The organism is Alkalihalobacillus pseudalcaliphilus (assembly GCF_028610675.1).
In the GTDB taxonomy this organism is placed as follows: domain Bacteria; phylum Bacillota; class Bacilli; order Bacillales; family Bacillaceae_D; genus Alkalihalobacillus; species Alkalihalobacillus pseudalcaliphilus.
The window spans coordinates 158752-183175 of record NZ_JAQQWS010000003.1 but is presented as its reverse complement, the minus strand read 5'-3'; the positions used below and the strand labels follow the sequence as shown (position 1 = coordinate 183175).

At 37.2% G+C, this 24424-nt stretch carries 24 protein-coding genes; 15 read left to right on the top strand and 9 right to left on the bottom strand.

Going from position 1 to position 24424, the window contains the following annotated elements; translation table 11 throughout:
- The first annotated feature begins 175 nt into the window (after positions 1–175).
- On the top strand, positions 176–655 hold the full coding sequence (locus tag PQ479_RS09310; protein ID WP_047989932.1) for a membrane protein: 480 nt from the start codon (positions 176–178) through the stop codon (positions 653–655).
- Here the strand turns inward: PQ479_RS09310 and PQ479_RS09305 are convergent.
- Positions 652–939, bottom strand: coding sequence for a hypothetical protein (locus tag PQ479_RS09305; RefSeq protein WP_053070485.1), 288 nt, complete (start codon positions 937–939; stop codon positions 652–654). The genes PQ479_RS09310 and PQ479_RS09305 overlap by 4 nt on opposite strands.
- A gap of 76 nt (positions 940–1015) precedes the next feature.
- A complete protein-coding gene (locus tag PQ479_RS09300) occupies positions 1016–1585 on the bottom strand; it encodes a TetR/AcrR family transcriptional regulator (RefSeq protein WP_047989931.1) in 570 nt (189 codons plus the stop codon).
- Between the two features lie 1008 nt (positions 1586–2593).
- Between PQ479_RS09300 and PQ479_RS09295 the strand changes: the two genes are divergently transcribed.
- Positions 2594–3388: an SDR family NAD(P)-dependent oxidoreductase gene (locus tag PQ479_RS09295; RefSeq protein ID WP_047989929.1), complete on the top strand. Its 795-nt coding sequence runs from the start codon at positions 2594–2596 to the stop codon at positions 3386–3388.
- A gap of 92 nt (positions 3389–3480) precedes the next feature.
- Here the strand turns inward: PQ479_RS09295 and PQ479_RS09290 are convergent, their stop codons facing one another.
- On the bottom strand, positions 3481–4335 hold the full coding sequence (locus PQ479_RS09290; protein WP_047989928.1) for a polysaccharide deacetylase family protein: 855 nt from the start codon (positions 4333–4335) through the stop codon (positions 3481–3483).
- Between the two features lie 247 nt (positions 4336–4582).
- On the opposite strand from PQ479_RS09290, the gene PQ479_RS09285 reads away from it, so the two are divergent.
- Positions 4583–6643 carry a methyl-accepting chemotaxis protein gene (locus tag PQ479_RS09285; protein ID WP_053070484.1) on the top strand — a complete coding sequence of 687 codons (2061 nt, stop codon included), beginning with the start codon at positions 4583–4585 and terminating at the stop codon, positions 6641–6643.
- Between the two features lie 268 nt (positions 6644–6911).
- Here the strand turns inward: PQ479_RS09285 and PQ479_RS09280 are convergent, their stop codons facing one another.
- Entirely contained in the window at positions 6912–7127 is a 216-nt protein-coding gene (locus tag PQ479_RS09280; protein WP_047989927.1) for a hypothetical protein, read from the bottom strand.
- A gap of 218 nt (positions 7128–7345) precedes the next feature.
- Positions 7346–7756, bottom strand: coding sequence for a hypothetical protein (locus PQ479_RS09275; protein WP_047989926.1), 411 nt, complete (start codon positions 7754–7756; stop codon positions 7346–7348).
- A 606-nt stretch (positions 7757–8362) separates the two neighbouring features.
- Between PQ479_RS09275 and PQ479_RS09270 the strand changes: the two genes are divergently transcribed.
- Together PQ479_RS09270 and PQ479_RS09265 are read left to right on the top strand one after the other, a co-directional pair.
- Entirely contained in the window at positions 8363–9778 is a 1416-nt protein-coding gene (locus PQ479_RS09270) for an alkaline phosphatase (protein WP_273716950.1), read from the top strand.
- Positions 9779–9877: 99 nt separating this feature from the next.
- Complete coding sequence (locus PQ479_RS09265; RefSeq protein ID WP_047989925.1) at positions 9878–10396, top strand: cupin domain-containing protein; 519 nt, start codon at positions 9878–9880, stop codon at positions 10394–10396.
- Between the two features lie 94 nt (positions 10397–10490).
- Here the strand turns inward: PQ479_RS09265 and PQ479_RS09260 are convergent, their stop codons facing one another.
- The gene (locus tag PQ479_RS09260; RefSeq protein WP_047989924.1) at positions 10491–11369 is read right to left on the bottom strand and encodes a hypothetical protein; all 879 of its coding nucleotides are present in this window, start codon (positions 11367–11369) and stop codon (positions 10491–10493) included.
- A 430-nt stretch (positions 11370–11799) separates the two neighbouring features.
- Between PQ479_RS09260 and PQ479_RS09255 the strand changes: the two genes are divergently transcribed.
- Positions 11800–13056, top strand: a complete 1257-nt coding sequence (locus PQ479_RS09255) for an L-lactate MFS transporter (RefSeq protein ID WP_273716949.1) — start codon at positions 11800–11802, stop codon at positions 13054–13056.
- 24 nt (positions 13057–13080) lie between these two features.
- Here PQ479_RS09255 and PQ479_RS09250 read toward each other — a convergent pair whose 3' ends face one another.
- On the bottom strand, positions 13081–13680 hold the full coding sequence (locus tag PQ479_RS09250; RefSeq protein WP_047989922.1) for a TetR/AcrR family transcriptional regulator: 600 nt from the start codon (positions 13678–13680) through the stop codon (positions 13081–13083).
- A gap of 151 nt (positions 13681–13831) precedes the next feature.
- On the opposite strand from PQ479_RS09250, the gene PQ479_RS09245 reads away from it, so the two are divergent.
- From PQ479_RS09245 to PQ479_RS09235, 3 genes are all read left to right on the top strand, one after another.
- Positions 13832–14752 carry an ABC transporter ATP-binding protein gene (locus PQ479_RS09245; RefSeq protein WP_047989921.1) on the top strand — a complete coding sequence of 307 codons (921 nt, stop codon included), beginning with the start codon at positions 13832–13834 and terminating at the stop codon, positions 14750–14752.
- Complete coding sequence (locus PQ479_RS09240; protein WP_047989920.1) at positions 14745–16349, top strand: ABC transporter permease; 1605 nt, start codon at positions 14745–14747, stop codon at positions 16347–16349. Before PQ479_RS09245 ends, PQ479_RS09240 begins: the two co-directional genes overlap by 8 nt.
- A 69-nt stretch (positions 16350–16418) precedes the next feature.
- Positions 16419–16643 carry a P-loop NTPase family protein gene (locus PQ479_RS09235; RefSeq protein ID WP_047989919.1) on the top strand — a complete coding sequence of 75 codons (225 nt, stop codon included), beginning with the start codon at positions 16419–16421 and terminating at the stop codon, positions 16641–16643.
- Between the two features lie 45 nt (positions 16644–16688).
- On the opposite strand, the gene PQ479_RS09230 is transcribed toward PQ479_RS09235, so the two are convergent.
- Positions 16689–17750 (bottom strand): YeiH family protein, encoded by a 1062-nt coding sequence (locus tag PQ479_RS09230; RefSeq protein ID WP_047989918.1) that lies wholly within the window; start codon positions 17748–17750, stop codon positions 16689–16691.
- 103 nt (positions 17751–17853) lie between these two features.
- Between PQ479_RS09230 and PQ479_RS09225 the strand changes: the two genes are divergently transcribed.
- The 6 genes from PQ479_RS09225 (at position 17854) to PQ479_RS09200 (ending at position 23499) form a co-directional block, all read left to right on the top strand.
- The gene (locus tag PQ479_RS09225) at positions 17854–18726 is read left to right on the top strand and encodes a LysR family transcriptional regulator (protein ID WP_047989917.1); all 873 of its coding nucleotides are present in this window, start codon (positions 17854–17856) and stop codon (positions 18724–18726) included.
- Between the two features lie 195 nt (positions 18727–18921).
- Positions 18922–19869, top strand: coding sequence for a pectate lyase family protein (locus tag PQ479_RS09220; RefSeq protein ID WP_273716963.1), 948 nt, complete (start codon positions 18922–18924; stop codon positions 19867–19869).
- Between the two features lie 395 nt (positions 19870–20264).
- The gene (locus PQ479_RS09215) at positions 20265–20894 is read left to right on the top strand and encodes an ABC transporter permease (protein WP_273716948.1); all 630 of its coding nucleotides are present in this window, start codon (positions 20265–20267) and stop codon (positions 20892–20894) included.
- 13 nt (positions 20895–20907) lie between these two features.
- Positions 20908–21789 (top strand): ABC transporter substrate-binding protein, encoded by an 882-nt coding sequence (locus PQ479_RS09210; protein WP_047989915.1) that lies wholly within the window; start codon positions 20908–20910, stop codon positions 21787–21789.
- Positions 21790–21871: 82 nt separating this feature from the next.
- Entirely contained in the window at positions 21872–22870 is a 999-nt protein-coding gene (locus tag PQ479_RS09205) for an ABC transporter ATP-binding protein (RefSeq protein WP_047989914.1), read from the top strand.
- Positions 22870–23499, top strand: coding sequence for an ABC transporter permease (locus PQ479_RS09200; RefSeq protein ID WP_053070482.1), 630 nt, complete (start codon positions 22870–22872; stop codon positions 23497–23499). Before PQ479_RS09205 ends, PQ479_RS09200 begins: the two co-directional genes overlap by 1 nt.
- 39 nt (positions 23500–23538) lie before the next feature.
- On the opposite strand, the gene PQ479_RS09195 is transcribed toward PQ479_RS09200, so the two are convergent.
- Positions 23539–24372, bottom strand: coding sequence for a class I SAM-dependent methyltransferase (locus PQ479_RS09195; RefSeq protein ID WP_047989912.1), 834 nt, complete (start codon positions 24370–24372; stop codon positions 23539–23541).
- Between the last annotated feature and the right edge of the window lie 52 nt (positions 24373–24424).

The window sequence follows — 24424 nt, the reverse complement described above, 5'->3', positions numbered from 1 at the left end:
TTATGATTTTTCGTGGAACTGAATTGCTTTTTATCAAAAGTCAGAAGATTAGTTGAGGTTGTTATGAATTCAAAGTTGTAGTGAATGGACCATTTACATTTTACAGTTTCACATAACTTTTCCAGTTATATGGAGAAGGTAGTTTGGTAATAGAAGAGAAAAGGAGGTATTTCTAATGTTTGAATGGTCTGATTTTACGACAGCCTTTTGGGCGTTTTTTCTTATATTACCAATTGTTTCGTTTATACATCAATTGGGACATTGGACGATGGCAAAAATGTTAGGAGGAACATCAGATTTTGTTATTGGAAAGGGAAGAAAATTATTTAAAATTGGACCGATGACTTTTAAAACGATATATTTTGCTGATTCCTCTTGTTCTTATAAAGGTTTAAAAAAGAATTCAAAGCTATCACACATTCTTGTTCATAGTGGTGGTTTTATTTTTAATATAAGTTCTACGTTACTTTTAAATGGAGTTATTATTATGGGCTTCTTACCGGAAACCGCGTTCTTTTATCAATTTGGATATTTTTCCATGTATTATGTGTTCTTTGCTTTATTGCCTATCAAATATAGTGATACACATGTGAGCGATGGGTTAGCGATTTATGAGATTATCCGAAATTTCGAGCCTAAGGATGTAACTGATTAAACCTTTCTGAATGTATGTCGGAAGAGTTGAAAAATAACGTATAAGCCAATATAGCCTCCGGTAATTAAAAAATACGGGTTTAAAAACAAGGAATGAATGGTTGTCATAAAAACTTCACCTGTATTTAGTACATCATAGATATACGTAGCTGCTAATGTAGAAAAGAGGACGAGTGCAAGATAGGCACAAAGATCATAAAAAAATGAAAATCTATATTTGGAAGTTAATTGCATAAGGATCGGTATGACAATGATAATGATGAGAAATAGGATAAACATAAACATAGACAACCACCTTATCGTCTTTTCCTATAGGTTGTCCTCATTTAAATAAATTTATAAATCGGTTAATACAGCTTGTTTATTGATTGTTATATTTCATCTTAACAATGGACAATAATTGCTCGGCCATATATGACGAACTATATTTGTAATCTTGTTGAATCCATTCAACCATCATACCAACGATGGCATAGGAATGATAACTTGCAAGTAATTCTTTATTTATATTGTTGGTGGGGATGATATCAATTAAATCTTCTAAAACTAAAGTACGTATGACTTCAAATATTTTTTGTTGTACACCCGCTAATGACTTTGAGTGAACGATAAGTGAATAGAAATTTGCGTATTGCTGAACATGCTCAAAGATATAGACGGCATTTGAATTTAATGACTTTAGGTCGAAGCTCTCTTGGTCCTTATAAGGTTCGCGGTAGGACTGGATTAAGTGGTCTATGACCTCATCTGTCATTTCCTCAAGAATATCTTCTTTGTATTGATAATGTTTATAAAAGGTCCCGCGATTAACGTTAGCTATACGGACAATTTCTGTTATGGAAATTTGTTTGAAGTCATTTTTGAGCATTAAAGAAATGAGAGCGTCTTTTAGTGCTTTTTTGGATTTTGTGATTCTTCGATCGATTGTCATAATGTCTCCCTTTGTTTGAAAGTTACTGCTGATGCTCGGGGTGCGGAGCTTTGCTCATCGCTCCCGAAAATCATGATCCTCTACAATCGCTTGGCGCTGAGCTAATCGGATACGCCGCTGGATCTCAGATCTGCCTTTACATCCTGCACGATTGGCCCCATTCCTTCGCTTTGATTGGTATTAGCTTTTTAGTTAGAGCACTTCTTATACAAAGCGCACATGGCAGAGTCAAACCAGTTTCGCCACCAACAAAAATGAAAGTTGGGTTCGACTCTTTGACTGTGGCTTTTCAATGGAAGTATATGAATCAAAGGGTCTGCATGAAAAAGGTCGAGCGTGACAGTTACTCTAGTGATGAGCGTGAGTAATTTCGTAACATGTCGATGAAGCAGGCAGGTCGGCATGATCATGGGCAAAAAAGGTCGAGATCATGTCGATGAAGGCAGTTGGTCGACATGATCATGGGTAAAAAAGGTCGAGATCATGTCGATGAAGCAGGCAGGTCGACATGATCATGGGCAAAAAAGGTCGAGATCATGTCGATAAAGAAGGCTGATCGACATGAGCGTAATTTTCGGTAGCGGCAACCAAAGCTCCGCATATGAGCATCAGCACTAACTCTCATACAAAACACACATGGCGAAGCCTCATTCACTCCGCCACAAACAAAAATGAAAGTAGTGGCGACTTTTTAAACAGTTGGCTTTTTTAGAACTCAATCACCATCAGGAGTCGGCTGAACAACAGGGAGCACTGTCCTGTTAAGGTCATCAATCGTGAGATGGATGACAGCTAACTTCACGGCATAACCTATCGCTCCTAAGCAAAATCTTACTTTCATTTTGTTTTATTGAACATAACTATACTAGATTGTTTGTTAGTCAACATTTTGTTAAGATTTTGCTGATTGAAAATAATATACGCTATGTTTATTATTTTAATTAATTACTACAAATAATCAACAAATGTATATTAAATTTTAAATCATTTTTATTTGGAGGGATTTACATGCAAATCTCAAATAAAGTTTTTGTTGTAACAGGTGCTGGTGGTGGAATTGGGCGAGAGCTTGTTTTAAATCTTCTATCTAAAGGAGCAAGTGTAGCAGCTGTTGATCTAAATCTAGACGCTTTGAATGGAACTTACGAAGCAGCAGGTGAAAAGAAGGAGAAAGTTTCACTTCATCAAGTGAACCTTTCAGAAAGAATGGAAGTGGAAGCATTACCACAACAAGTCATTGATTTTCATGGAGCGGTGGATGCCATTATTAATAATGCAGGGATTATTCAACCTTTTATTCCGGTTCATGAACTAGATTATGAAAAAATCAAATTGGTTATGGACGTTAATTTTTATGGGACACTTTATATGGTGAAGACATTTTTACCTCATTTATTAGAACGTCCTGAAGCTCATATTACAAATATATCAAGTATGGGAGGATTTCTTCCGGTACCTGGCCAATCCATTTATGGTGCTTCAAAGGCTGCTGTTAAGTTGATGACGGAAGGACTTCATTCGGAGTTAAAGGATACCAACGTGAATGTAACTGTCGTTTTCCCTGGCGGAGTGGGAACAGATATAACGAAAAATTCCGGTGCCGATTCTGGTAAGAAAAAAGAAGCTACACCAGAACAAATGAAAAAGCTCCTTACACCTAAGGAAGCTGCAGAAATTATAATAAAAGGGACGGAAGATAATCAGTATCGCGTATTAGCTGGAAAAGATGCAAAGCTTATGGATCGAATTTACCGATTGAATCCCAAAAAAGCTGCTGCTTTGATTGCGGAAAAATTGAAGTGAGTGAAGTGAAATGTCTTTTGTGATTGGACATTGCTCTGATTAAATTACTTAAAATAACGAAAAACCTGCCACTAGTCATGGCAGGTTTTTCGTTATTTGGCGTAAGGGATTCCGACTAAATCAGGGACTGTCACAAATTCATAACCCTGTGCTTGTAAGGTCGGTATTATTTCACGTAAGGCTTCAATCGTAAAGGTACGGTCACCATCCCAATCTGCTCCATCGTGCATAAGGATTATGGCTCCAGGTTCTATTTCGTCTATGACTCGATTGGCTATTACGTCTGAGGGCTCTTCTTGCCAATCTAATGAATCAAGGGACCATGCAATGACACGGTATTGCATATCTGCCAGCTTTTCTACAAGTTCATTGTATAAAAAGCCATAAGGTGGGCGGAAAAGGCTTGTCCGATAACCAACAATATTATTAATGGCATCCTCGGTTCTTGTCACTTCCCTTTCTAGCGTGTCTAAATCACCTTCATCAACTAAATTAGGGTGAAAATACGTATGATTACCGATAATATGACCTTCGTTATTGATGCGCTCTACAATTTCTGGGTAAGCGACAGCTCGTGAGCCTAATAAAAAGAAAGTTGCTGGTACATTATATTCATTTAAAATATCCAAAACTTGATTCGTATAGCGTGAATCAGGACCGTCATCAAAGGTGAGTGCGATTCGGTTTTGGTTGGTGGGACCACGTAATATAAATGTATCTGGATAGCGTTGTTGTAACGTATTTAAGTCGACAGGCTGTTGTCTTTTCATTCTTTCAAATTTTTCTGGCCCTCCTTTTAACTCTGGAAAATCATCTTTATCTTTTTTCCACCAAGAAGCAGGTACATCACTAGTTTGTGCTTCGCCTTGTAAGGTGAACCAATAGGTACTTGCTGTTACGAGGATAAGGAAAGCGATAAGCAGTTTTATGACCGTATGTTTCTTCATTTCTTCAGCTCCTTTTTCAAAAGTTCAAAGTTATTTTTTAGATAAATCAGCATAATTATTCGTCTGTATCCAATAAATTCATATGTCCTTAAGATGGAAATGAATATAATCATTCTAATTACCTATTATTTATTGAGTTTTTTTAAAAAAAGTAGTAAAATATTCATAGTTTTCTGCCGATATAAATAAATACTAAGGTAATGAAAAATCTGAATAAAATATAAATTTTGTCATTGGAGAGGAAGCCATGAAGAAACTTATTAGGGTGAAAAAGAAGAATAAAGATATAAAAGCAAGAAAACAAAAAGCGAAGTTACCAAGAGTCAAATCGATACGTCATAAATTTATGCTTTACTTTTTGTTGATTGGCATTCTGCCTCTACTAATTGCATCTTATGTTATGTATGACAGAAGTAGCCAAGAGGTGATCGCAACAGAGCAGGAATGGATGTCTGTTCAGACTGATAATATCGTAATGGGAATGGAGGAATGGCTTTCGAAACGATTAGAAGCTGTACGAGTGTTAGCTCATTCGCATCAGTTCCATGCGGGAAATCAAGAAGAGCAAAATCAAGCTTTAACACATTTATTAAATATAGATGATGTTTATGAATCGGTCGTATTTAGTGACCGTGATGGAATTGCCCAAGCACATACGGATCCAGAGCAAATTGGTCGATTGGATATATCGGAGCGGCAATATTTTCGGATGGCACGTGAAGGTGTTTCATCCATATCCAATATTCTCGAATCAATGACAACGGGAGAGCGTATTATGGCTGTTGCGGCTCCTGTTCGTAATGATGAGAATGAAATTGTCGGTGTTGTTTCAGCAACATTAAATTTCCAAGAGCTTATTAGTCAGTATTTTGAATCTGAAAACATGTTAGAGCTTGGGGCATACCCCGTGTTAGTGGATAGGTGGAATGTCATTCAGTATCATTCTGATGACCAATTAGTCGGGACTTTTACAACCTATTTGGATGCGTCTGATGAGTTAATGGAAGTATTTGAAATAGGGAAAACAGAAGCTGGAATGAGAAGGGTGGATGTCGGAGGAGAGCAGAACTTAGTTACATACGCTCCTCTTAGTGCTTTGAATTTTGGAGTTTTTTTATTTACACCATTAGAAAGTGTATTAGGGGCAGCAGATGTCATTCGAGACTCGGCTATCTTTATATTAATTACTTCGGTTGTTCTTATTATAATCATTGCTTACTTTATCGCTTCTAGTGTAAGTATGCCATTAAAAAAAGCTACATCTTATGTCAAATTGATTGCTGCTGGAGATTTAACTCAAAAAGATTTACAGATTCGTTCAAAAGATGAAGTTGGCGAGCTTACACAAAGTATGAACGAGATGAAAAATCAATTATTAAGGTTAATTGAGCAAGTGAAATCAAGTGCTAGTAATACGGCGGCGACATCTCAGCAGTTAGCAAGTAGTTCGCTTCAATCTAATCAATCAACAGAAGAGATAACAAAATTAATTCAAAAAGTCGCAGAAGGTGCCTATGAGCAAGTGGAGATGTTAAATGAAAGTGTCAGTTCCGTTCAAGAGGTGGCACAGGGGATTTCTGAAGTCGCTGAGTCTACAACGGTTGTACATGGCATTTCTGAATCAACACTCGCAAAGGCAAATAGCGGCAGAAGCAACGTAGACAACACAATTGTACAAATGAATAAAATTCATGAAGCTGTATTAGAAACCAATGAAGTGACGGGTAAACTTATGGAGCGCTCCAAAAATATTGAAGGAATCTTAAATACCATCACCTCAATAGCCGATCAGACCAACCTTTTATCACTAAATGCAGCCATTGAGGCAGCACGTGCTGGTGAACATGGAAAAGGCTTTGCAGTTGTTGCGAATGAAGTGAGAAAGCTTGCGGAGGAATCTCAATTAGCTTCTAAAGAAATAGAATCCATTATTACAGAAATACATGTGGAAATGAACCATACTAGAGAGTCAATGAGTACTGTATTAGGAGAAGTACGTGAAGGTGTTGATGTTGCTGATGAGACCAAAGTAGTCTTTGCTGAAATCGTAGAAATGACGCACCAATTGAGTGAACGCATTAGTAGTGTGTCAGCCACAGCTGAGCAAATGTCTGCTGGTGCGGAGGAAGTAACGGCAACCATGACTGAAATCTCTCAAATAACCAAACAAGCAACAGCAAGCACCCAAGAGGTTGCTGCAGCGTCTGAAGAACAATTAGCTACGGTTGAGGATATATCCTCATCTGCTCAAAATTTAAGTGAATTAGCCCAAGAACTAACACAATCCGTTGATAAATTTCGTGTTTAGTTCAAAATGAGGTACCGATCTCAAGAGATTGGTATCTTTTTTTTGTGAAAAAGGAAATCGTATAATAAAACCGTTACTCAAGCTAAGCGAGAGGGCGAGAGCACGAAAATTGATACATAAAAAAGATCATAGACCCTTCTTAAGGCATACATTCTCAACTCATAACAACAAAATCATTATACAGGATTATCTTTTTTAATCTTTAGTCTGACTCCTCAGTTTGATTGTGTGTGCTAGCATGCCGTCGAGTACATGAAGTTCAATCAAATCAAAAAGTACGGTCCTCATCATTAAAATGTTTGTATAACCAATACACTTGAAATGAAGATTCGTCCGGTTCTTGGAAATACCATGAGAGTTTCAAAAAGAATTCCTCTGTCTCATCAAGTTTCTTCATTACTTCTAAGATTGAGTCTGCTGAACTTTCTCCCTCCAATTTCTTTAATTTCAGAAATCTCACATGAATTTCTTCAACTGCTGTCATTTAATCCCCCCTCTTTATAAAAAAAGGCTTATCACCTACTTTTTTTATAAATAAAATCAACTGAATATTCTTGTTTTATTTCAATTCATATTTCTAGGAACTTGATCCGTAATTCAAAAGAAGGAGCCATGCTCCTTCTTAATTTCCTCAGAATATTTTGTTTGCTCCAAAATATTCTACTATGACTTTTTTTGAAACTTCAATACTTCAAACGCTACTTAAGCCTTACTTATCCAGAGTTTCCCCTTTTTTTCTTTAGACGCATAGACTTTATCCTCACCAAAGATAAGTTTGTTAATTGTTGAAAATACAACATTTTCTTCTGATTCTATTTTCTCAATATAGTTTTCCAACAATTCATCTTGAGCAGCTTCAATATCATTAAATGTATCAGAAGAGCTATCAAATAAATTTATTAGTGACTGCTCTAATAGTTCAACATCTTCAGCTCCAGAAGTAACGGCTACTTCCTGGATAATGTTAAGAAAATTATCTTTTTCGTCGTCATTCATTTTAGCTATATCTAAGTTTTCTACTGCAGCTTCAAAATCAAAATCATCCTCTAATAACGCCTCGTTAAATTGACCAAATTCTTCATCCGTATTAATTCCTATTTCCTCAATCTCCACTTCAAGAATAAGCTCATGAATAAAGTACTATAATACTCGTGAATATGGTCGAAATCCTACTTTGGTGGCACGTTTACCTGATTAAGAAGTGGATGATACCAAGCTGCTCCAGGCAAAGAAGTAAAAGTCGGGGCATTCAAATAATTTGCCTTTATCTTTTCCGCTCGTATTATTCCGTAGACCCGCCGCTTTTTGGATGTTGCCCGCACGGGCTTGCCCTAAAAGAAGCAGCGCACCGCACAATCAGCCACGACCAAAAAAGAGAGAAAAGAGAGTGTAGTTATTCATCAGGATTAGTATCCAGCATCCAAGTGTTTTTGGACCAAAAACAAAGACCGACACGTCAAATTATCTTGAAAATGAGATTGAACTTTTATACAAAACGTCCATGGCGAAGCCGAATGCCTCTCCAACACCAACAAAGATAAAAGTAGTGGCGATTTTTTAATTGCTAACTTCAAGGCACAGACTATCGCTCCTAAGTACACTTTCAAACATAAAAGTTAACTTAGTCAAAACGTTAATTTTACTTAAGCTTTATATTAGATTAATAGTTACAAGCTACACTTATCAGTGAAAGATACTAACTCACATAGGAGGAAGAGAATGAAATTATCTAAAGGATGGATAGTAGCCTTAACTTGTATGGTCGTCATGGCAGTTGCAGGATTCTTAATAATCCCACAGACGGGTGCAATCTCTAACTCAACTTTATCAGCCTCAAAAGAAACAACAGGTGAAGAGCGGAACACAGCCGCTCAAAGAGATACTGTAGATAAAAACCATGAACCAGTCAAAAACGTGATTTTTATGATACCTGATGGATTCTCCACTGGCTATGCAACGAACTATCGGAATTTTAAAGGTGAAGAAACGGTTTTTGACGCTATCCTCGTAGGTATGATGAAAACTCTTTCAGAAGATAATTACGTAACAGATTCAGCCGCAGCTGGTACAGCAATGGCAACTGGAAAGAAAACCAATAATGGCATGATTAGTGTAACGCCTGATGGCAAGGAGGTAAAAACAATACTAGAAGCTGCAAAGGAAGTAGGGAAAGCAACTGGATTAGTCGCTACTTCGACGATTACTCATGCTACTCCAGCCGTATTTGCAGCTCATGTTGAGTCCAGAGGAAGTGAAGCAGAAATCGCGAAACAATTAGTGCATAAAGTAGATGTCATTTTAGGGGGAGGAAAAAATAACTTTCTACCAAAATCAGAAGGTGGAAATCAAGAAGAAACACATCTTATTGAAGAAGCGATGATGAGTGGGTATCATTTTATAGAAGATAGAGATAACTTATTATCACTAGACGGAGGGCATAGTCAGCTTTTAGGATTATTTGCTGAAGAAGCTATGGCACCAGAATTGGATAGAGATAAGGAAAAAGAACCTAGTTTAGCAGAGATGACACAAGCATCTCTACAATATCTATCCAAAAAAGATGAAGGCTTTTTCTTGATGGTGGAAGGTAGTCAAATCGATTGGGCTGGCCATGCACATGATGCGGTATGGGCAATGACGGATACAGCCGCATTTGAAGAAGCTGTTCAAGTCGCATTAGATTTTGCTAAGCAAGATGGTAATACATTAATTGTCATGGCAGGTGACCACGAAACTGGTGGGATGACTGTTGGTGGTTACGATGAATATTTAGCAAAGGTAGACATCTTACATGATGTAAAGGCAACTGGTTCTTATATAGCCCAGCAAGTTAATGAAGACAGAAGTAATATAAAAGAAGTTATGCAGGAATGGGCTCATATTGAGATTACCGAAGAGGAAGAGCAACAATTTGCACAGGTTGATGATGAGGGATTGGGTATACACATTAACCAACTCATTAGTCAATATGCGTATGTAGGCTGGTCGACGAATGCACATACAGGAGTAGATGTCCCGCTTTATGCATATGGTCCTCAATCAGAATTATTTCACGGAGTTTTAGATAATACAGATATACCTAAAAGAATAGCTACGGCTATGGGCTTAGATTTAGGCGAAGAAACTAATGAGTAGATGACAGGCACCTATAACGACTGAATGAGCATAGTATAGTAAAAAATAGCCGTTGATGTGAAACTTAATCACTCAACGGTTTCGTTATGGAGGAAAAGTATGTACAATAATTACTATTATTACAACCCTTATTGGTTTCAAAAAAGTACTAATTATAATCAGCCACACCTTTTGTTAAATGGATCAAACAGAAATGCATACGTATCAAGGAGGACTACAGATTTTGGTCCGAACCCTTATGTCATAAATATAAATCAAGCGACAAAACAAAATAATACGTATAGAACCTCCATTTGGACGGGACAACATTTACAGGCCACGCTGATGAGTATACCAGTTGGAGATGATATTGGACTAGAATTGCACCCAGATACAGAGCAATTTCTAAGAATAGAGCAAGGGCAAGGAGTTGTACAAATGGGTGACCGAGCTGATCAGTTAACTTATGCTCAACATATAGGAGAGGGATTTGCCATTTTTGTACCAGCAGGTAAATGGCATAATGTGACAAACACTGGTCAAATTCCTTTGAAATTGTATTCCATTTATGCACCCCCTCATCATCCTAGTGGAACAGTTCAGCAAACAAAAGCTATAGCAATGGAGCAAGAGAATTAGGTGTAAGTCACCGAAATAAAATAAACCCTAAAGTTTTAGACATGTAACTTTAGGGAGCAGCTCTTTTAAATGTTTTTCGGTCGATAGTCTACCTCTAAGCTTCCATTTTCTCACGAATTCGATCGACTGTCTGATAGTTATTTTCTTTCTCAAATAATTGAATGGCCTTTAAGTAATAACGCTCATAGTTGGGCTTATTTGTAGGGTCGACATACTTTAAGCATTCAGCTTTTTGAAAAAATAGATAACCTAATAAGTAGCTTATTTTTTCTCTTCTACAAAGGTCAATACCAAGCTGACAAAGCCTTAACCCTTCCTCCATTTCTCCGGCCTTAAAGGCGATTCTAGAAGAGTTATAGTAAATTTTAATACATGTCTCTTTATGGATTTGATAAGGAATTTCATGAATGAAAAAAATCACCTTTTGCGAAAGATTATAAGATAATTGCACATCCCCAAGCTCATTCAAAATAATCGCTTTACTATTTAATATATTCATGTCTAAAATCGAGAAATTCCGACTAGTAGTATCTGACTTTTCTAACGCAAGGTCAAGAAGTTCTAACGCTGCTAATTGGTCTTTAAATAGATAGTTAATACTAATGGCTTTACGCCAGAGCATGAATTTTTGAATATGAGTACGTTCTTGATACATAGGTTTATTTTCAACGGCTAAAACACAATCATAGGCTTCTTGATAACGGCGTTCTTGAACGAAATAAGAAATCCGCTCACAAACTTGATTGACTTCTTCCATTTGTCTGAAAAATGAGATATCTTTATTTAGAAATGCAGAGTCTATCCCGAGTCTTTGACAAAGTGGTTCAATAATGACAGGGTCTAAGCGAAATAAGTTGCTCTTTTCAAGCAAACTTATAATTGATGGAGGGCAAATACCTTGAGCGAGCTCTTCTTTTGTCAGGTGTAAATGCTTTCTAATAATGTTTAGCTTTTTGCCTAGATCCTTGACCATATTGACCTCCATTTTAGTAATTAATTTATAAAATTATCCTATTACTTAATTAGTAGAGTTTTATTGTAGAAGTTATATCTATATTAACATTTAAGGGAATAAAAGGGGATATCTATTATCATAAATAGTGCTTTTTGATTAGTAAAAAAAATGAATACTTTACTATTAGAAGAATTTTTATAGTAAATCTCAATGTAACTAAGCTTATAAAAATATGAATAAAATACCATTATATGCTTTGTTTCTATAAAATCGATAATGAGTTAATAGAATAAGGTAATTACTTAGAATCGAAGTATTCTAAACTTATATAAAAGAATAAATTATTGCATTATTTAGTGAACTCTCTTATACTCCTTATGTAAGGGCTTTCATTGCGAGGGTGAAAGTTTTCCTATTTAATTGGATAGCGAAAAGGAGGAAATACTTGATGAAGAACAGATGGCTTATTGCACTAGCGGCTATTTCCATTCACCTTTCCATTGGTGGTGCCTATGCTTATAGTGTTTATACAAATCCAGTTAGTGAGTATATTGGTTGGAGTACGTCTGAAATCACGATAGCTTTTACAATTATGATGGGCCTTGCTGGGACGTCAGCTGCTTTTTTTGGAAAGTTTGTTGAAAAAAGTGGACCACGGAAGTCGGCCTTAGTAGCCGCTGTTTTATTTGGGATTGGACAAGCTGGTTCAGGTTTTGCGGTCATGATTGATTCATTACCACTATTTTTAGCTATGTATGGCGTTGCGAGTGGGTTAGGTCTAGGTATTGGTTATATTTCACCTGTATCAACTCTAGTAAAATGGTTCCCTGATAGGAGGGGGCTGGCGACAGGAATGGCCGTCTTAGGTTTTGGTTCGGGGGCTTTAATTACGGCTCCAGTTGCTGATTACTTAATGGGGGCAGTCGGCGTTGAAAATACGTTTTATGTGTTAGGAGCCTGTTATTTCCTCTTAATGGTTGTTGGTGCTCTTTATATTGCACCTCCAGAAGAGGGTTGGATGCCGGCTAATATGAAGAAGGATATTGCGTCTGGGAAGAAAATTATTAAAAAGGATTTACAGCAACTTTCTTCCTTTGAAGCCGTCAAAACACGTCGTTTCTGGATGTTATGGATGATGATGCTTATAAATACAACGGCTGGGATCATGATGATTGCTGTGGCATCCCCGATGGCACAGGAGGTCGTTGGCTTGTCGGCAGCGGCAGCCGCTACAATGGTTGGTGTGATGGGCGTGTTTAATGGCGGAGGTCGTTTAGGATGGGCGGCATTATCTGATTATATTGGACGTCCGAATGTGTTCGTCATTTTCTTTGTTATTCAAGTGATTGCCTTTTTTACGTTACCTCTTACAACCAATATTATCTTGTTCCAATTATTCATTTTCTTAGTTGTGAGCTGTTACGGAGGTGGATTCTCCAATCTACCAGCTTTTGCGGGGGATATGTTTGGAACGAAACAATTAGGAGCAATTCATGGATATTTATTAACAACATGGTCGATGGGAGGCGTGTTTGGGCCGATTATTGTGACACAAATTCATGAGCGTACAGGCAGTTATATTCCGGTCTTTTATGTATTCTTCGCTTTAATAACCGTTGCTTTAATTATTTCTATTCTATTAAAATTTGATATTAAACGAAGCGAACAGAAATTAGCCGAAAGCCAAAAACAGATGGTCGGATAAGAATTGGGAACAACCAACAAGTCATCACTTGTCGGTTGTTTTTTTATGATCTCCTGTAACACCATAAAAGAATAGCTTGGTAAAGTCTTCGCTAATAGGTAACAAGGCTGTGGCGATGTCCTCTCTTTGCATAAATTCTTTAAACATTTGCAAATAAAGTAAAATCGCTTCATCAGAAATGGAGGCGTCCACAACACCTTGTTTTTTACCATCTTGGAATAGCTTGACTAGCCTAGGTAATCCTTCTTCTATATATAACTTCTCCACATAACTTTTGCCACTTGAATAATCGAGCATAAAATCTCTGAAAAAGGGCTCAGTCATTTGTTCAGTTAAATCAGATTTAGTAAAAATAATCTTCTCTACTTTATCTTTAAAAGGTAAATCTATATCTAAGAGTTGCTTTTGTTCTTCCCAAGCTAAATCGACAAAGTGTTTAAAAACAATTTGTGTGAGGTTTTCTTTACTTTCAAAGTAGTTATAAATCGTTACTTGCGATACGTTTGCTTGATCAGCAATCTCTTTTATAGAAACTTTCTGTATACCGTAAGTCATGTATAAACTGAAGGCAGCTTCGATGATATTTTTTTTCTTAAGCTCTTTTCTTTTTTCGAATCCGTTCATAGACGTTCACCTCATCACATATTGTAATTAAAATAATGAAATAAAACAATAAAATTAGTGCAAAAATATTGTCAAAATTAACATATATGTATATTATGAAATTATAACGTATAAATATTTCATAAAATATAAAGTTAGGTGGTCGACGTTTATGAATGTTATTGAAATAAGAGGGCTTTCGAAAAAGTTTGGTCAGTTTCAAGCGTTAAAGGATGTCAATTTAGAAGTGAGGGAAGGGGAAATATTTGGATTTATTGGTCCAAATGGTGCGGGTAAGTCAACAACCATTAGGGTATTACTGGGACTTTTGAAAGGCAGTTCGGGTCATGCCACTATTTTTAATCAAGATGTCTGGAAGCAGGCTGTACCAATTCATCAGCGGTTAGCTTATGTTCCCGGTGATGTTCATTTATGGCCAAATTTGTCTGGTGGAGAGGTCATCGATATGTTTTTAAAGATAAGAGGAGCAAAAAAGGATGAGCAGAGAAAAAAGGAATTCATTGAACGATTTGCATTAGACCCAACCAAAAAATGTCGTACGTATTCAAAGGGCAACCGACAAAAGGTAGCGTTAGTATCAGCCTTTTCTTCAGATGTCGACTTATTTATTCTCGATGAACCTACTTCTGGTTTGGACCCTCTGATGGAGCAAACATTTCAGGAATGTGTTCTGGAAGCAAAAGAAGCAGGAAAAACGATTCTACTTTCAAGTCATATATTATCTGAAGTCGAGAAACTATGTGATCGGATCGGGATTATTAGAAAAGGGGAGATCATTGAAACAGGAACATTAGAGGGGCTACGGCACCTAACGAGAAATCAAATGACCATTGAAACGAAAAGAGAGGTGACAAACTTAGAAGGTTTACAAGGAGTGCATGATGTAAGAAAAGATAATCATGCTTTCTCCTTTCAAATTGACACGGAGCACTTAGAGGATGTGATGGCTTATATCAGTTCATTTGGTTTAACCAAACTAGAAAGTAAACCACCTGCATTAGAAGATTTATTTATGAGGCATTATGAAGATGATGCCCAAAAAATGAAGAGGGAGGGGCGAGTTCGTGGGTAGTCACTATTTCTATGGCGTAAAGAACCTGATCTTTTTCATTTTGAAGCAACAACGTTTAAAAATTCTGTTATGGATAATCGGTCTGACACTTGTCACACTGTCAGTTGCCATGGCTTATCCAGATTTATATGGTGATGACCAAGCCAAACAAGCATTTGCTTATACGATGGAAAATCCAGCAATGGTGGCAATGCTTGGGGTAGGTTATGAAGTTGCTGACTTTTTAGAATTGAGTGTTGGAGCGATTTTTGCCCATGAAATGTTATTGTTCACAGCTATAGCTGTTGCCATTATGAATATCTTATTAACGATTCGTTCAACAAGAGCAGATGAAGAGGATGGACGATTGGAATTAGTCAACTCGTTACCAGTTGGAAGGCTAGCCTATTTATTCGCTACTTTTATCGTGATGGTCTTCGTGAATGTGAGTTTACTTTCAGTTGTGGGAATAGGTTTATATGCGTTAGGTATAGAAGGGTTTTCGTTACAGGCGTCTTTATTATATAGCTCGATTTTGGCAGGGGTGGGTTTGTTTTTTAGTGGTGTCACACTTGTTTTTGCTCAGTTAGCTAGTACGTCAAGAACGACATTACAGTGGTCCTTTTTAGTGCTTGTATTTGCTTATTTATTACGTGCCGTTGGTGATGTTGATGCAGAAGGGCTTTCATTGCTATCACCACTAGGCTGGGTTGTTCGCAGTGGCGTATTTATCGAGAATGATTGGTGGCCAACATTCCTGTTACTCATTGTAGGACTAGTGCTTGTGTTAGTCGCTTTCTTTTTACATGTAAGGAGAGATTTAGGATCAGGCATGATTAGTGAAAAGAAAGGTAAGGAGAAAGCATCGCGTTTCTTACAAACACCACTTGGCTTCTTATGGCGCATGCAACGAACTCAATTGTTGATTTGGTTTGCCATGCTCTTCCTTTTTAGTGCAAGCTTTGGTGCGATACTTGGAGATTTGGAGGGTTATTATTTAGAATTAGATTTTATCCAAGCATTTATTGATGAAGGTGCTGATCTAACGAATGAATTTATTCAAATGCTCTTTGCGATGATGTCTTTACTCACAGTCGTTCCTGTTGTACTCATCATTTTTAGTTTAAAAGGAGAAGAGACGAAGCTGCGTGCGGAATACTTCTATTCGCGAGCTGTTTCACGGGTCCATATGCTTGTCGTCTATTTGTGTACAGCTTTTGTCGCTAGTATCGTGTTGCAGTTTACGATTCTAATAGGAATATGGGCGACTGGTAATGCGGTCATGGAGCAGGCTCTTGATTTTACGATGATATTAAAAGTTGCTTTCTCATTTATTCCGATGCTCTTTTTCTTTATTAGTTTTGCTGTATTACTTATTGGACTATTACCTAAATGGAGCCCGTTGGTTTGGTTATATCTTGTCTATTGTTTTCTTATGTTTTATTTAGGTGGACTGATAGATATGCTGGATATATGGTCCGAACTATCTATAATTTCACATATGCTGAAGTTACTCGGTGACAATCCTAGTTACCCTGTACTAATTGTCGTTAGTATTCTTTCTTTATTGTTAACGGTGATTGGAATATGGGGATATCGCAACCGAGATATCGCTTAACGAGTGCTTAAGCAATAGGGCTACCTTTAGATTGAAGTTCTAAAGGTAACCCGTTTATCACAGGCGATCATGGAGAAACCTAAGTTACTTATCTTAGATGAACCAATGAATGGATTGGATGAGTCCGGAGTTCATGATATGCGTGACATGATTAAGCGATTTAAGAACGAAGGCTTAACCGTATTGCTTTCCAGTCATAACTCTGAGGATATCTCTATACTCTGCGAATATGTATATAAAATGGATAATGGCGTGCTGACAGAGCAAAATAACAAGAAGGCACCAATTGTTTGACACTTAGATGAATCGCTGGGTCAAGAGCGATTCATCTTTTCTCTTTTACATGAATGAAAGTAATAGATAACCGAGGCCTACTAATAATACTGTTCCAATCAACCCGGCATATAAAATATTTGGACCTATGTCTTTAAAGGCATTCAATTTCACCTTTAATCCAACCCCTGCCATTGCCATCGCTAAGAAGAGGTAGGATAGAGAAATAAGGGTTTCTGTTAATGTTTCTGAAAGTAGACCGAATGTATTGACCGTACTCATGGCAAGGAAGCCGAAAATGAACCAAGGTATTGGCCATTTCATTTTTGGTTTCATTGGGCTTGTTGATGATGGTAAGAAACTAGCCATGCCTGCTGAAGTACTTGGTCCTTCCTCATCTTTCTTATTAAAGTAATTGAATAAGACACCGATACAGACTGCTACTGGAACGAGTAAAATTACACGGGTTAATTTAACAATTAATGCAATATCCTCGGCAACAACGCCACCAACTGTAGAAGCGGCAATGGCATGAGCGATCTCGTGTAATGTTCCACCTACTAATAACCCATATTGATAATCTGTTAAAGGGAACAGAGGGTATAATAGAGTGAACAGCAATGTAAGGAGCGTACCTAGTAAGGCAATGACGGTAATGCTTACCGCTGTCATTTGGTCCTTGGCCTTTACCAGTGGAGCAATGGCAATAATGGCTGCTGCACCACAAATCGCTGTTCCACATGCTGTCAAAAGACTTAAAGTTTGATGAACCTTGAAGAGTCTAGCTAAGCTATATACGGAAATAAGTGTTGTTAAAACAAGAATGAAGGCGTATATAAAAGTGCTAAGACCAGCAGCTTGGATATCTCCTAGGTGTAGGCGTAATCCTAATAAAATGATACCTGCTCTTAATAATTTCTTACTAGAAAATTCAATACCTTTATGAAATCTCGATGGCACAGAGTATATAGTATTGAAGGAAATACCTAGTATAATGGCAAGGATAAGTGGGCCTACCATATGTAAATAAGGTAGTTTAATAAGTATCTGTGCAGCAAAAGCGATCACAAGCGTTAATGTGATTCCTAGAGCGTATGACTGGTTCTTGTTGTGTGAAATTTGATTCATGCTGTTCCTCCTGTCGAAATAAGGATACGCCTCTTCTATCTATTTTTGAAATGAATATATATAATCATTATTATTAATAATATTAATAAAAGAGGTGATAACCATGCATATGGATGAACTTGAAACATTTCTTACGCTAGTACAAGAGAAAAATTTTACGAAGACAGCAGAAAAACGAGCGTTATCACAGCCGACTGTCAGTGTTCATATTAAAAACTTAGAACGCGAGTTTGCAACCATTTTTATAAAACGAACAACCAAACATGTGAGTTTAACCATGGAGGGTGAACTTTTTTATGAAAAAGCCTTACAAATTCGAGAGATTTATCAAGAATTACAACACACGCTTTATAACAAAAAGCAAGAAGTGTCTGGGCTTATCCGATTTGGTGCTAGCTTCACTATTGGTGAATATTTATTACCAAAAATGATTGCTGATTGGCATAATCGTTATCCTTTATTAGACTTTCATATCATGATTGGAAATACAGAATCAATTATGGCCTCTGTTCGAAAGCTAGAAGTAGATATTGGTTTAGTAGAAGGGACTATTCATGCAAGGGATATCAGACAAACTTCCTTTCAAAAAGATAGACTTGTTATTGTATGTTCGGTTAATTATAGGAAAAAAGTTACAAAGATTGATGAGTTGCACGATCATGTATGGATCATGCGTGAGGAGGGTTCTGGTACGAGACAATCATTTGATACTTTTATTAAAACAAGGGGGATTCGAGTTAAGGACAGTTTTGTTTTCAGTTCAACACAGGCGATAAAAAGTAGCGTCATGAATGGGATGGGGTTAGCACTGTTATCGGAGACGACGATCCAAGAAGAACTGAAGTATGGGACCTTAAAAATATTATTTTCTGACGTGTTATATGAAATGAGAAGTTTTTCTTCTATTGTTACAAAAGTCCCGTCCAATGGGCACAATATCCAACTACTATTACAAGATTTGCATAAGAGATCGTAGATGTATGTTCGTTTTGTGACCTTTACCTTAATTTCTCTTAAAAGGAAATAAGACAAGCTCCTTAAGCAATATAAAGTGTGTGAGGAGGTAAAAGCAGATTAATTTTCACTTTTAGCAAATTACTTACAGAAAAAGAGGAGATGACTTATGGGGAAAAAGTTAGGGATGAAAGTAGTTGGGTTCTTGCTAGTATTTATGCTTGTATGTACGGGAACAGCGACATTCGCCGCAACACCAGATTTTTCGATGCAAGGGTATGCAACACTCGGTGGGGGAACAACAGGTGGTGAAGGTGGAGATATTGTAACCGTAACAACGGGTGCTGAGCTTTTAGCCGCTTTGAAAAATAAAAATCAACATACCCCTTTAACGATTTATGTAAACGGTACAATTACTCCTGCGAATACATCAGCTAGTAAAATTGATATTAAAGACGTTTCAGATGTATCAATTCTTGGTGTAGGATCGAATGGTGTATTAAATGGAATTGGGATCAAAGTTTGGCGAGCGGATAATATCATTATTCGTAATTTAAAAATACATGAAGTTAATACCGGTGATAAAGATGCGATAAGTATTGAAGGTCCATCAAGTAATATTTGGGTTGATCATAATGAGTTACATGCGAGTTTGGATGTTCATAAGGATTACTATGATGGGTTATTTGATGTGAAAAGAAATGTTGATTATGTTACGTTCTCATGGAATTATGTTCATGATAGTTGGAAAGCAATGTTAATGGGAAATTCGGATAGTGATAATTATCATCGTACAATCACATTCCACAACAACTATTTCGAAAATTTGAATTCACGAGTTCCAAGTATTCGTTATGGTGAAGCCCATCTCTATAATAATTATTTTGATGGCATCATTGATACAGCGGTAAACTCACGTATGGGTGCTGAAATTTTAGTGGAACGTAATCATTTTGAGAATAGTAATAACCCTATTGGTTACTGGCATAGTAATCAAACAGGCTTTTGGAACGTAGTGGATAATCTTTTTGAAAATAGCACAGGTAGTATGCCAACTAATTCTACGACAAACTTTACACCGCCTTACTTTTATCAAACAGTGAGTGTAGATGAAGTGAAGGAGTTAGTTAAGGAATATGCAGGTGTTGGTGTAGTAAACCCTTAGAAGGAAATGAGCTGAGACAATACTATTCGTTTACGGATTACCAACATATTTAATAAGATTGACAACTGAATTTTCAGATACATTGATTAATTAAAGTGAAACAGGATGCTCATTTACGTTGGGAAGAAGTAAGCACCCCTCAATGAACTTTCAAAAAGAAAATCAAAGTCTGTGACCGTTTAAGAGTAGTAAAGTGTCACAGGCTTTTCTTTTTTGAAGTAATTTCTTTCTAAAACAATATATTTGAATTGACAATAGAAAAAGACGTTTCAGTTACTGATTGATAGGGTATTTATTATGGTCATATTAAATATGTGATATCGAAAAAGTTATACATAGCAGAGAACAAAAGTATGTAGAATCTTTCTATAGGAAAGGAAGGGAGAGGACTGAAGGTGTTTGATTATATACTAGCGAATTCGGATCGATTTATCAGTGCGGTACAGAGTCATTTACTTTTAAGTGGAATGGCTTTACTAATAGCACTTATTGTCTGTATTCCACTAGGTATTCTCTGTGCGAAGTATGGAAGAATTTCAAGTACGGTCATGAATGTGGTGAATGGAATCCGTGTTATACCAAGCTTGGCTATTCTCGTCATTGTTTTACCAATTATGGGGACGGGATTTTATCCTGCTTTATTCGCCTTAACGGTTTTAGCTTGTCCTCCTATTCTTATCAACACCTACATTGGCTTTCGAGACATTGACCGTGACGTAAAGGAAGCAGCAGCAGGGATGGGTTTAAGTCAAAAGCATTTATTATGGAAGATTGAATGGCCACTAGCAACCCCACTTATGATTACAGGCTGTAGAACAGCGAGTGTTGAAGTGATTGCAGGAGCCACTTTAGCTGCATTTATCGGTGGTGGTGGTTTAGGTCAATTTATTATTAATGGTCTAGGTATGTATAATATGACGTTACTACTCGTTGGTGCGATACCTGTTGCCATGCTGACGATATTTTCAGAGATTATATTTTCAACACTAGAAAGAGGACTAACTTCTTATCAGAGAGCTATATAATAGGAGGAAAACGATGAAAAAATTAGGGCTTGTACTGATACTTTTTATATTTATTTTAACGGCATGTGGTAGTGATGAGGATGTAATAAAAATAGGTTCTAAGAACTTCACTGAATCATTAATTTTAGGTGAAATGTATGCCCTTAAGCTAGAGGAAGCTGGTTACGAAGTTGAACGTAACTTAAATTTAGGTGGAACAATGATTGCTCATGAAAGCTTACGAAGCGGAGAAATAGATATGTATCCTGAATATACAGGAACAGGGCTAATCAATATTTTAGAGATGGAGCCAGATTCTGATCAGCAAGCGGTCTATGAGGCGGTAGCTTCAGCTTATGAAGAAGAGTTTGATTTATTTTGGTTAGAGCCAACGAATGCAAATAACTCTCAAGGATTAGTCACAACGGCTGAAATCGCAGAGCAGTATGATTTATATACGATATCAAGATTGCAAGAGGTTGCTTCTGAATTACGATTGGCATCTGTTCCAGAGTTTGAAGAACGTGAGGATGGATTGATAGGTTTAGAACAAGCGTATGGTGAGATGAATTTTGCCTCGATTGATTTATATGATTATGGGATTAAATATCAAGTTATTTTGAATGGTGAAGCCGATGTAACGGTTGGTTTTACGACGGATGGTGATTTAACGAGTGACGAATTGGTTTTGTTAGAAGATGACGGACAATTTTGGCCGCCTTATTATGTTGCACCGGTAGTTTATGGTGAGACTTTAAAAAAACAGCCAGAAATAGAAGCCCTTTTTAATGAGGTTTCTGCCCTTTTAGATAATGAAGTTTTACAGCAGCTGAATGCAGAAGTGGATATAGAAGGTCGTGAGTATGCAGAGGTAGCCAAGGAATTTTTAGAGAAAAACGGAAGTTCGTTCGAATAAATGATTGGATAAATATGGGGAACACTTGGTCAGCCTTTTACTGGCTAAGTGGTCTCTTGCTTTAATAATGGAGGGAGTTACGATGGGGGACACGTTGATTCAATTTCAAGATGTAACGAAACGATTTAAGAAATCCGATAAATCAGCTGTGAAAGAAACCAGCCTCGGTATAGAAAAAGGAAGCTTTGTGACGATTTTAGGCACATCCGGGTCTGGTAAAACAACATTGTTAAAAATGGTCAATCGGTTGTATGAGCCGACTTCTGGTCAAATTTTTATATATGGTGAAGATATAAGCTCGATGAAAGTAACAGAGCTACGTAGAAAAATGGGCTATGTCATTCAAAATACTGGATTATTCCCCCATATGAGTATTGAAGAAAATATTGCGATTGTACCTAAAATCTTAAAGTGGGATAAAAAGAAAATAAATCAGAGAGTCGATGAATTGTTGGAATTGGTTCATTTAGATCCTCTACAATTCCGAACGCGATATCCTTCTCAGTTGTCGGGAGGTCAGCAGCAAAGGGTGGGGCTTGCCCGAGCGATGGCTAGCGATCCAGAGATTTTATTAATGGATGAGCCGTTTGGAGCCATTGATGCGATTACTAGAGTTAGCCTACAGGATGAACTTTTGCAAATTCAAAAAAAGCTAAACAAGACGATACTTTTTGTTACTCATGACATAGATGAGGCGTTAAAGTTAGGTGATCAGTTGATTGTCATGGATGAAGGTATTGTCCAACAATATGGCAGACCTATTGATATTATTTTGCAACCTGCTAATGAATTTGTCTCTAAGCTTGTTCAGTCTAATAATGCTTTTCAACTTTTAGGTTTATTAAAGGCTGAAGATGTTATGATACCGATTGAAAATCAGGGTGAGTTAGCACGTTTGTCTATAGAAAATGAATGGTTAGTAGACAAGGGTGAAAGCTTAAAGCATGTTTTGAATATTTTGCTAGAGGTAGATAAAGAGCAAGTAATCGTGGTTGATGAAAGTCAAGAAATCCAAGGAATTGTAACGTTTGAACAGCTGAAATTGAATAAAAAAGAAATCGCCGCAGCGGTGAGTGAATGATGTTAGCGTCTTATTTAAGCAATTATTATGATCATATTTTTTCTTTATTTGTGGAGACATTGACTTTAGTTGGTGTCGCACTAGGTATCGCCCTTATTTTGGCACTTCCGATTGGTTTTGTTTTAACTAAGGTCAAATGGCTTGCTACACCGGTATTGTCTGTCCTTGGCGTACTGTATTCGATTCCGAGTCTAGCTGTCTTTGCGATGTTAATTCCGCTTGTTGGCTTAGGAACTGAACCAGCGATCATTGCCTTAGTAGCCTATAGTCAATTGGTTTTAGTGAGAAATGTCATGGTGGGATTTCAGTCAATCAGCCCATCTGTTATTGAAGCTGCTCGGGGGATGGGGTTAAATGAGGTACAACTTTTCTGGAAAATTCAGCTACCTCTCGCATTACCGATTATCATTGGCGGTGTAAGGATTGCTACCGTTGCGATCATTGGTATTTCGACAATTGCTGCTTGGATTAATGCAGGCGGAATTGGTGAGTTATTATTTGAAGGATTATATCAAAACGCTACACATAAAATAATCATCGGAACCGTATTAATTGCCGCGATTGCTTTAGGTGCAAACCAAATCCTTCTAATGGTAGAGAAACGCGTAGCCTTGAAAGTGAAGGGCTAGTAAAAGGAGGTCGCAAATTTGTTGCGACCATCCACTCTGTTATTTCTTTTCGACTAATATGGCCATAGTTGGATTGTTTTCTTGATACGGTGCACCGCTAACATCGTTATAGAATTCGATTATGGAAAACCCCGTATCGGTTAGTTCCCTTTGAATCATCTCTTTTGTGAAATATTGATTCCAAATATAATAGGTTTCAGTTGATGATGCCGTGATAACGGTTGTTTGTTCTAATGATATATGGTCCTTATATTTAATGTTTTGATTGAGTTCCATATAAGGCTCTGCTGTCCAAAAACCGCCTTCCTGTTTATAGTCCCAACTTTTCATTTCCTGAAAGCCATCAAATTGTGTAGGAGTGAAAACATCTAAAATCAATCTCCCTCCTATCTTTAAGTGATTCCAAATGGTTTGTAATACTCGTTTTCTATTTCCAAGGTTAAGTGCACCATAATCGCAATAAATGAGTAGGGCGACATCAAATTTTTCCCCTAAGTCAACATGTAAATAGTTCTCGTATCGATAACGAATGTCCAAACCTTGTTTCTTTGCCTGTTGCTTAGCGTAGTCAATCGAGTTTTGGGAGAAATCAACGCCTGTAACTTGATAGCCTTTTTGGGCGAGACGTTCACAATATAGACCGGGACCACAGCCAAAATCAATAATAGACTGACTCGTTTTTTTGGCAACGTTATGATGAATCCAAGCAACCGATTGATTAATAAATGCTGGATTTCGGCTAGCCCCTTCGTGTTCGGGGGCTAAGTGAGCTTCAAGTAGGTGTGTAGCAATATGTGGGTCCTGCCAAAACATGTTCCTAGATGTTTTAAATACTTCTGGTTTTTCAATCTCGCTCAGTAAACTCTTATACATAAAAATTCCTCCTTCAGAAAGATGTAAGTAAAATACATACAGGCGTTACCAT

Excerpts from the sequence above, each read along its gene's own strand:
- PQ479_RS09310 (WP_047989932.1), top strand. The coding sequence starts at position 176 with ATGTTTGAATGGTCTGATTTTACGACAGCCTTTTGGGCGTTTTTTCTT.
- PQ479_RS09305 (WP_053070485.1), bottom strand. The coding sequence starts at position 939 with ATGTTTATGTTTATCCTATTTCTCATCATTATCATTGTCATACCGATC.
- PQ479_RS09300 (WP_047989931.1), bottom strand. The coding sequence starts at position 1,585 with ATGACAATCGATCGAAGAATCACAAAATCCAAAAAAGCACTAAAAGAC.
- PQ479_RS09295 (WP_047989929.1), top strand. The coding sequence starts at position 2,594 with ATGCAAATCTCAAATAAAGTTTTTGTTGTAACAGGTGCTGGTGGTGGA.
- PQ479_RS09290 (WP_047989928.1), bottom strand. The coding sequence starts at position 4,335 with ATGAAGAAACATACGGTCATAAAACTGCTTATCGCTTTCCTTATCCTC.
- PQ479_RS09285 (WP_053070484.1), top strand. The coding sequence starts at position 4,583 with ATGAAGAAACTTATTAGGGTGAAAAAGAAGAATAAAGATATAAAAGCA.
- PQ479_RS09280 (WP_047989927.1), bottom strand. The coding sequence starts at position 7,127 with ATGACAGCAGTTGAAGAAATTCATGTGAGATTTCTGAAATTAAAGAAA.
- PQ479_RS09270 (WP_273716950.1), top strand. The coding sequence starts at position 8,363 with ATGAAATTATCTAAAGGATGGATAGTAGCCTTAACTTGTATGGTCGTC.
- PQ479_RS09265 (WP_047989925.1), top strand. The coding sequence starts at position 9,878 with ATGTACAATAATTACTATTATTACAACCCTTATTGGTTTCAAAAAAGT.
- PQ479_RS09260 (WP_047989924.1), bottom strand. The coding sequence starts at position 11,369 with ATGGTCAAGGATCTAGGCAAAAAGCTAAACATTATTAGAAAGCATTTA.
- PQ479_RS09255 (WP_273716949.1), top strand. The coding sequence starts at position 11,800 with ATGAAGAACAGATGGCTTATTGCACTAGCGGCTATTTCCATTCACCTT.
- PQ479_RS09250 (WP_047989922.1), bottom strand. The coding sequence starts at position 13,680 with ATGAACGGATTCGAAAAAAGAAAAGAGCTTAAGAAAAAAAATATCATC.
- PQ479_RS09245 (WP_047989921.1), top strand. The coding sequence starts at position 13,832 with ATGAATGTTATTGAAATAAGAGGGCTTTCGAAAAAGTTTGGTCAGTTT.
- PQ479_RS09235 (WP_047989919.1), top strand. The coding sequence starts at position 16,419 with ATGGAGAAACCTAAGTTACTTATCTTAGATGAACCAATGAATGGATTG.
- PQ479_RS09230 (WP_047989918.1), bottom strand. The coding sequence starts at position 17,750 with ATGAATCAAATTTCACACAACAAGAACCAGTCATACGCTCTAGGAATC.
- PQ479_RS09225 (WP_047989917.1), top strand. The coding sequence starts at position 17,854 with ATGCATATGGATGAACTTGAAACATTTCTTACGCTAGTACAAGAGAAA.
- PQ479_RS09220 (WP_273716963.1), top strand. The coding sequence starts at position 18,922 with ATGCTTGTATGTACGGGAACAGCGACATTCGCCGCAACACCAGATTTT.
- PQ479_RS09210 (WP_047989915.1), top strand. The coding sequence starts at position 20,908 with ATGAAAAAATTAGGGCTTGTACTGATACTTTTTATATTTATTTTAACG.
- PQ479_RS09205 (WP_047989914.1), top strand. The coding sequence starts at position 21,872 with ATGGGGGACACGTTGATTCAATTTCAAGATGTAACGAAACGATTTAAG.
- PQ479_RS09200 (WP_053070482.1), top strand. The coding sequence starts at position 22,870 with ATGTTAGCGTCTTATTTAAGCAATTATTATGATCATATTTTTTCTTTA.
- PQ479_RS09195 (WP_047989912.1), bottom strand. The coding sequence starts at position 24,372 with ATGTATAAGAGTTTACTGAGCGAGATTGAAAAACCAGAAGTATTTAAA.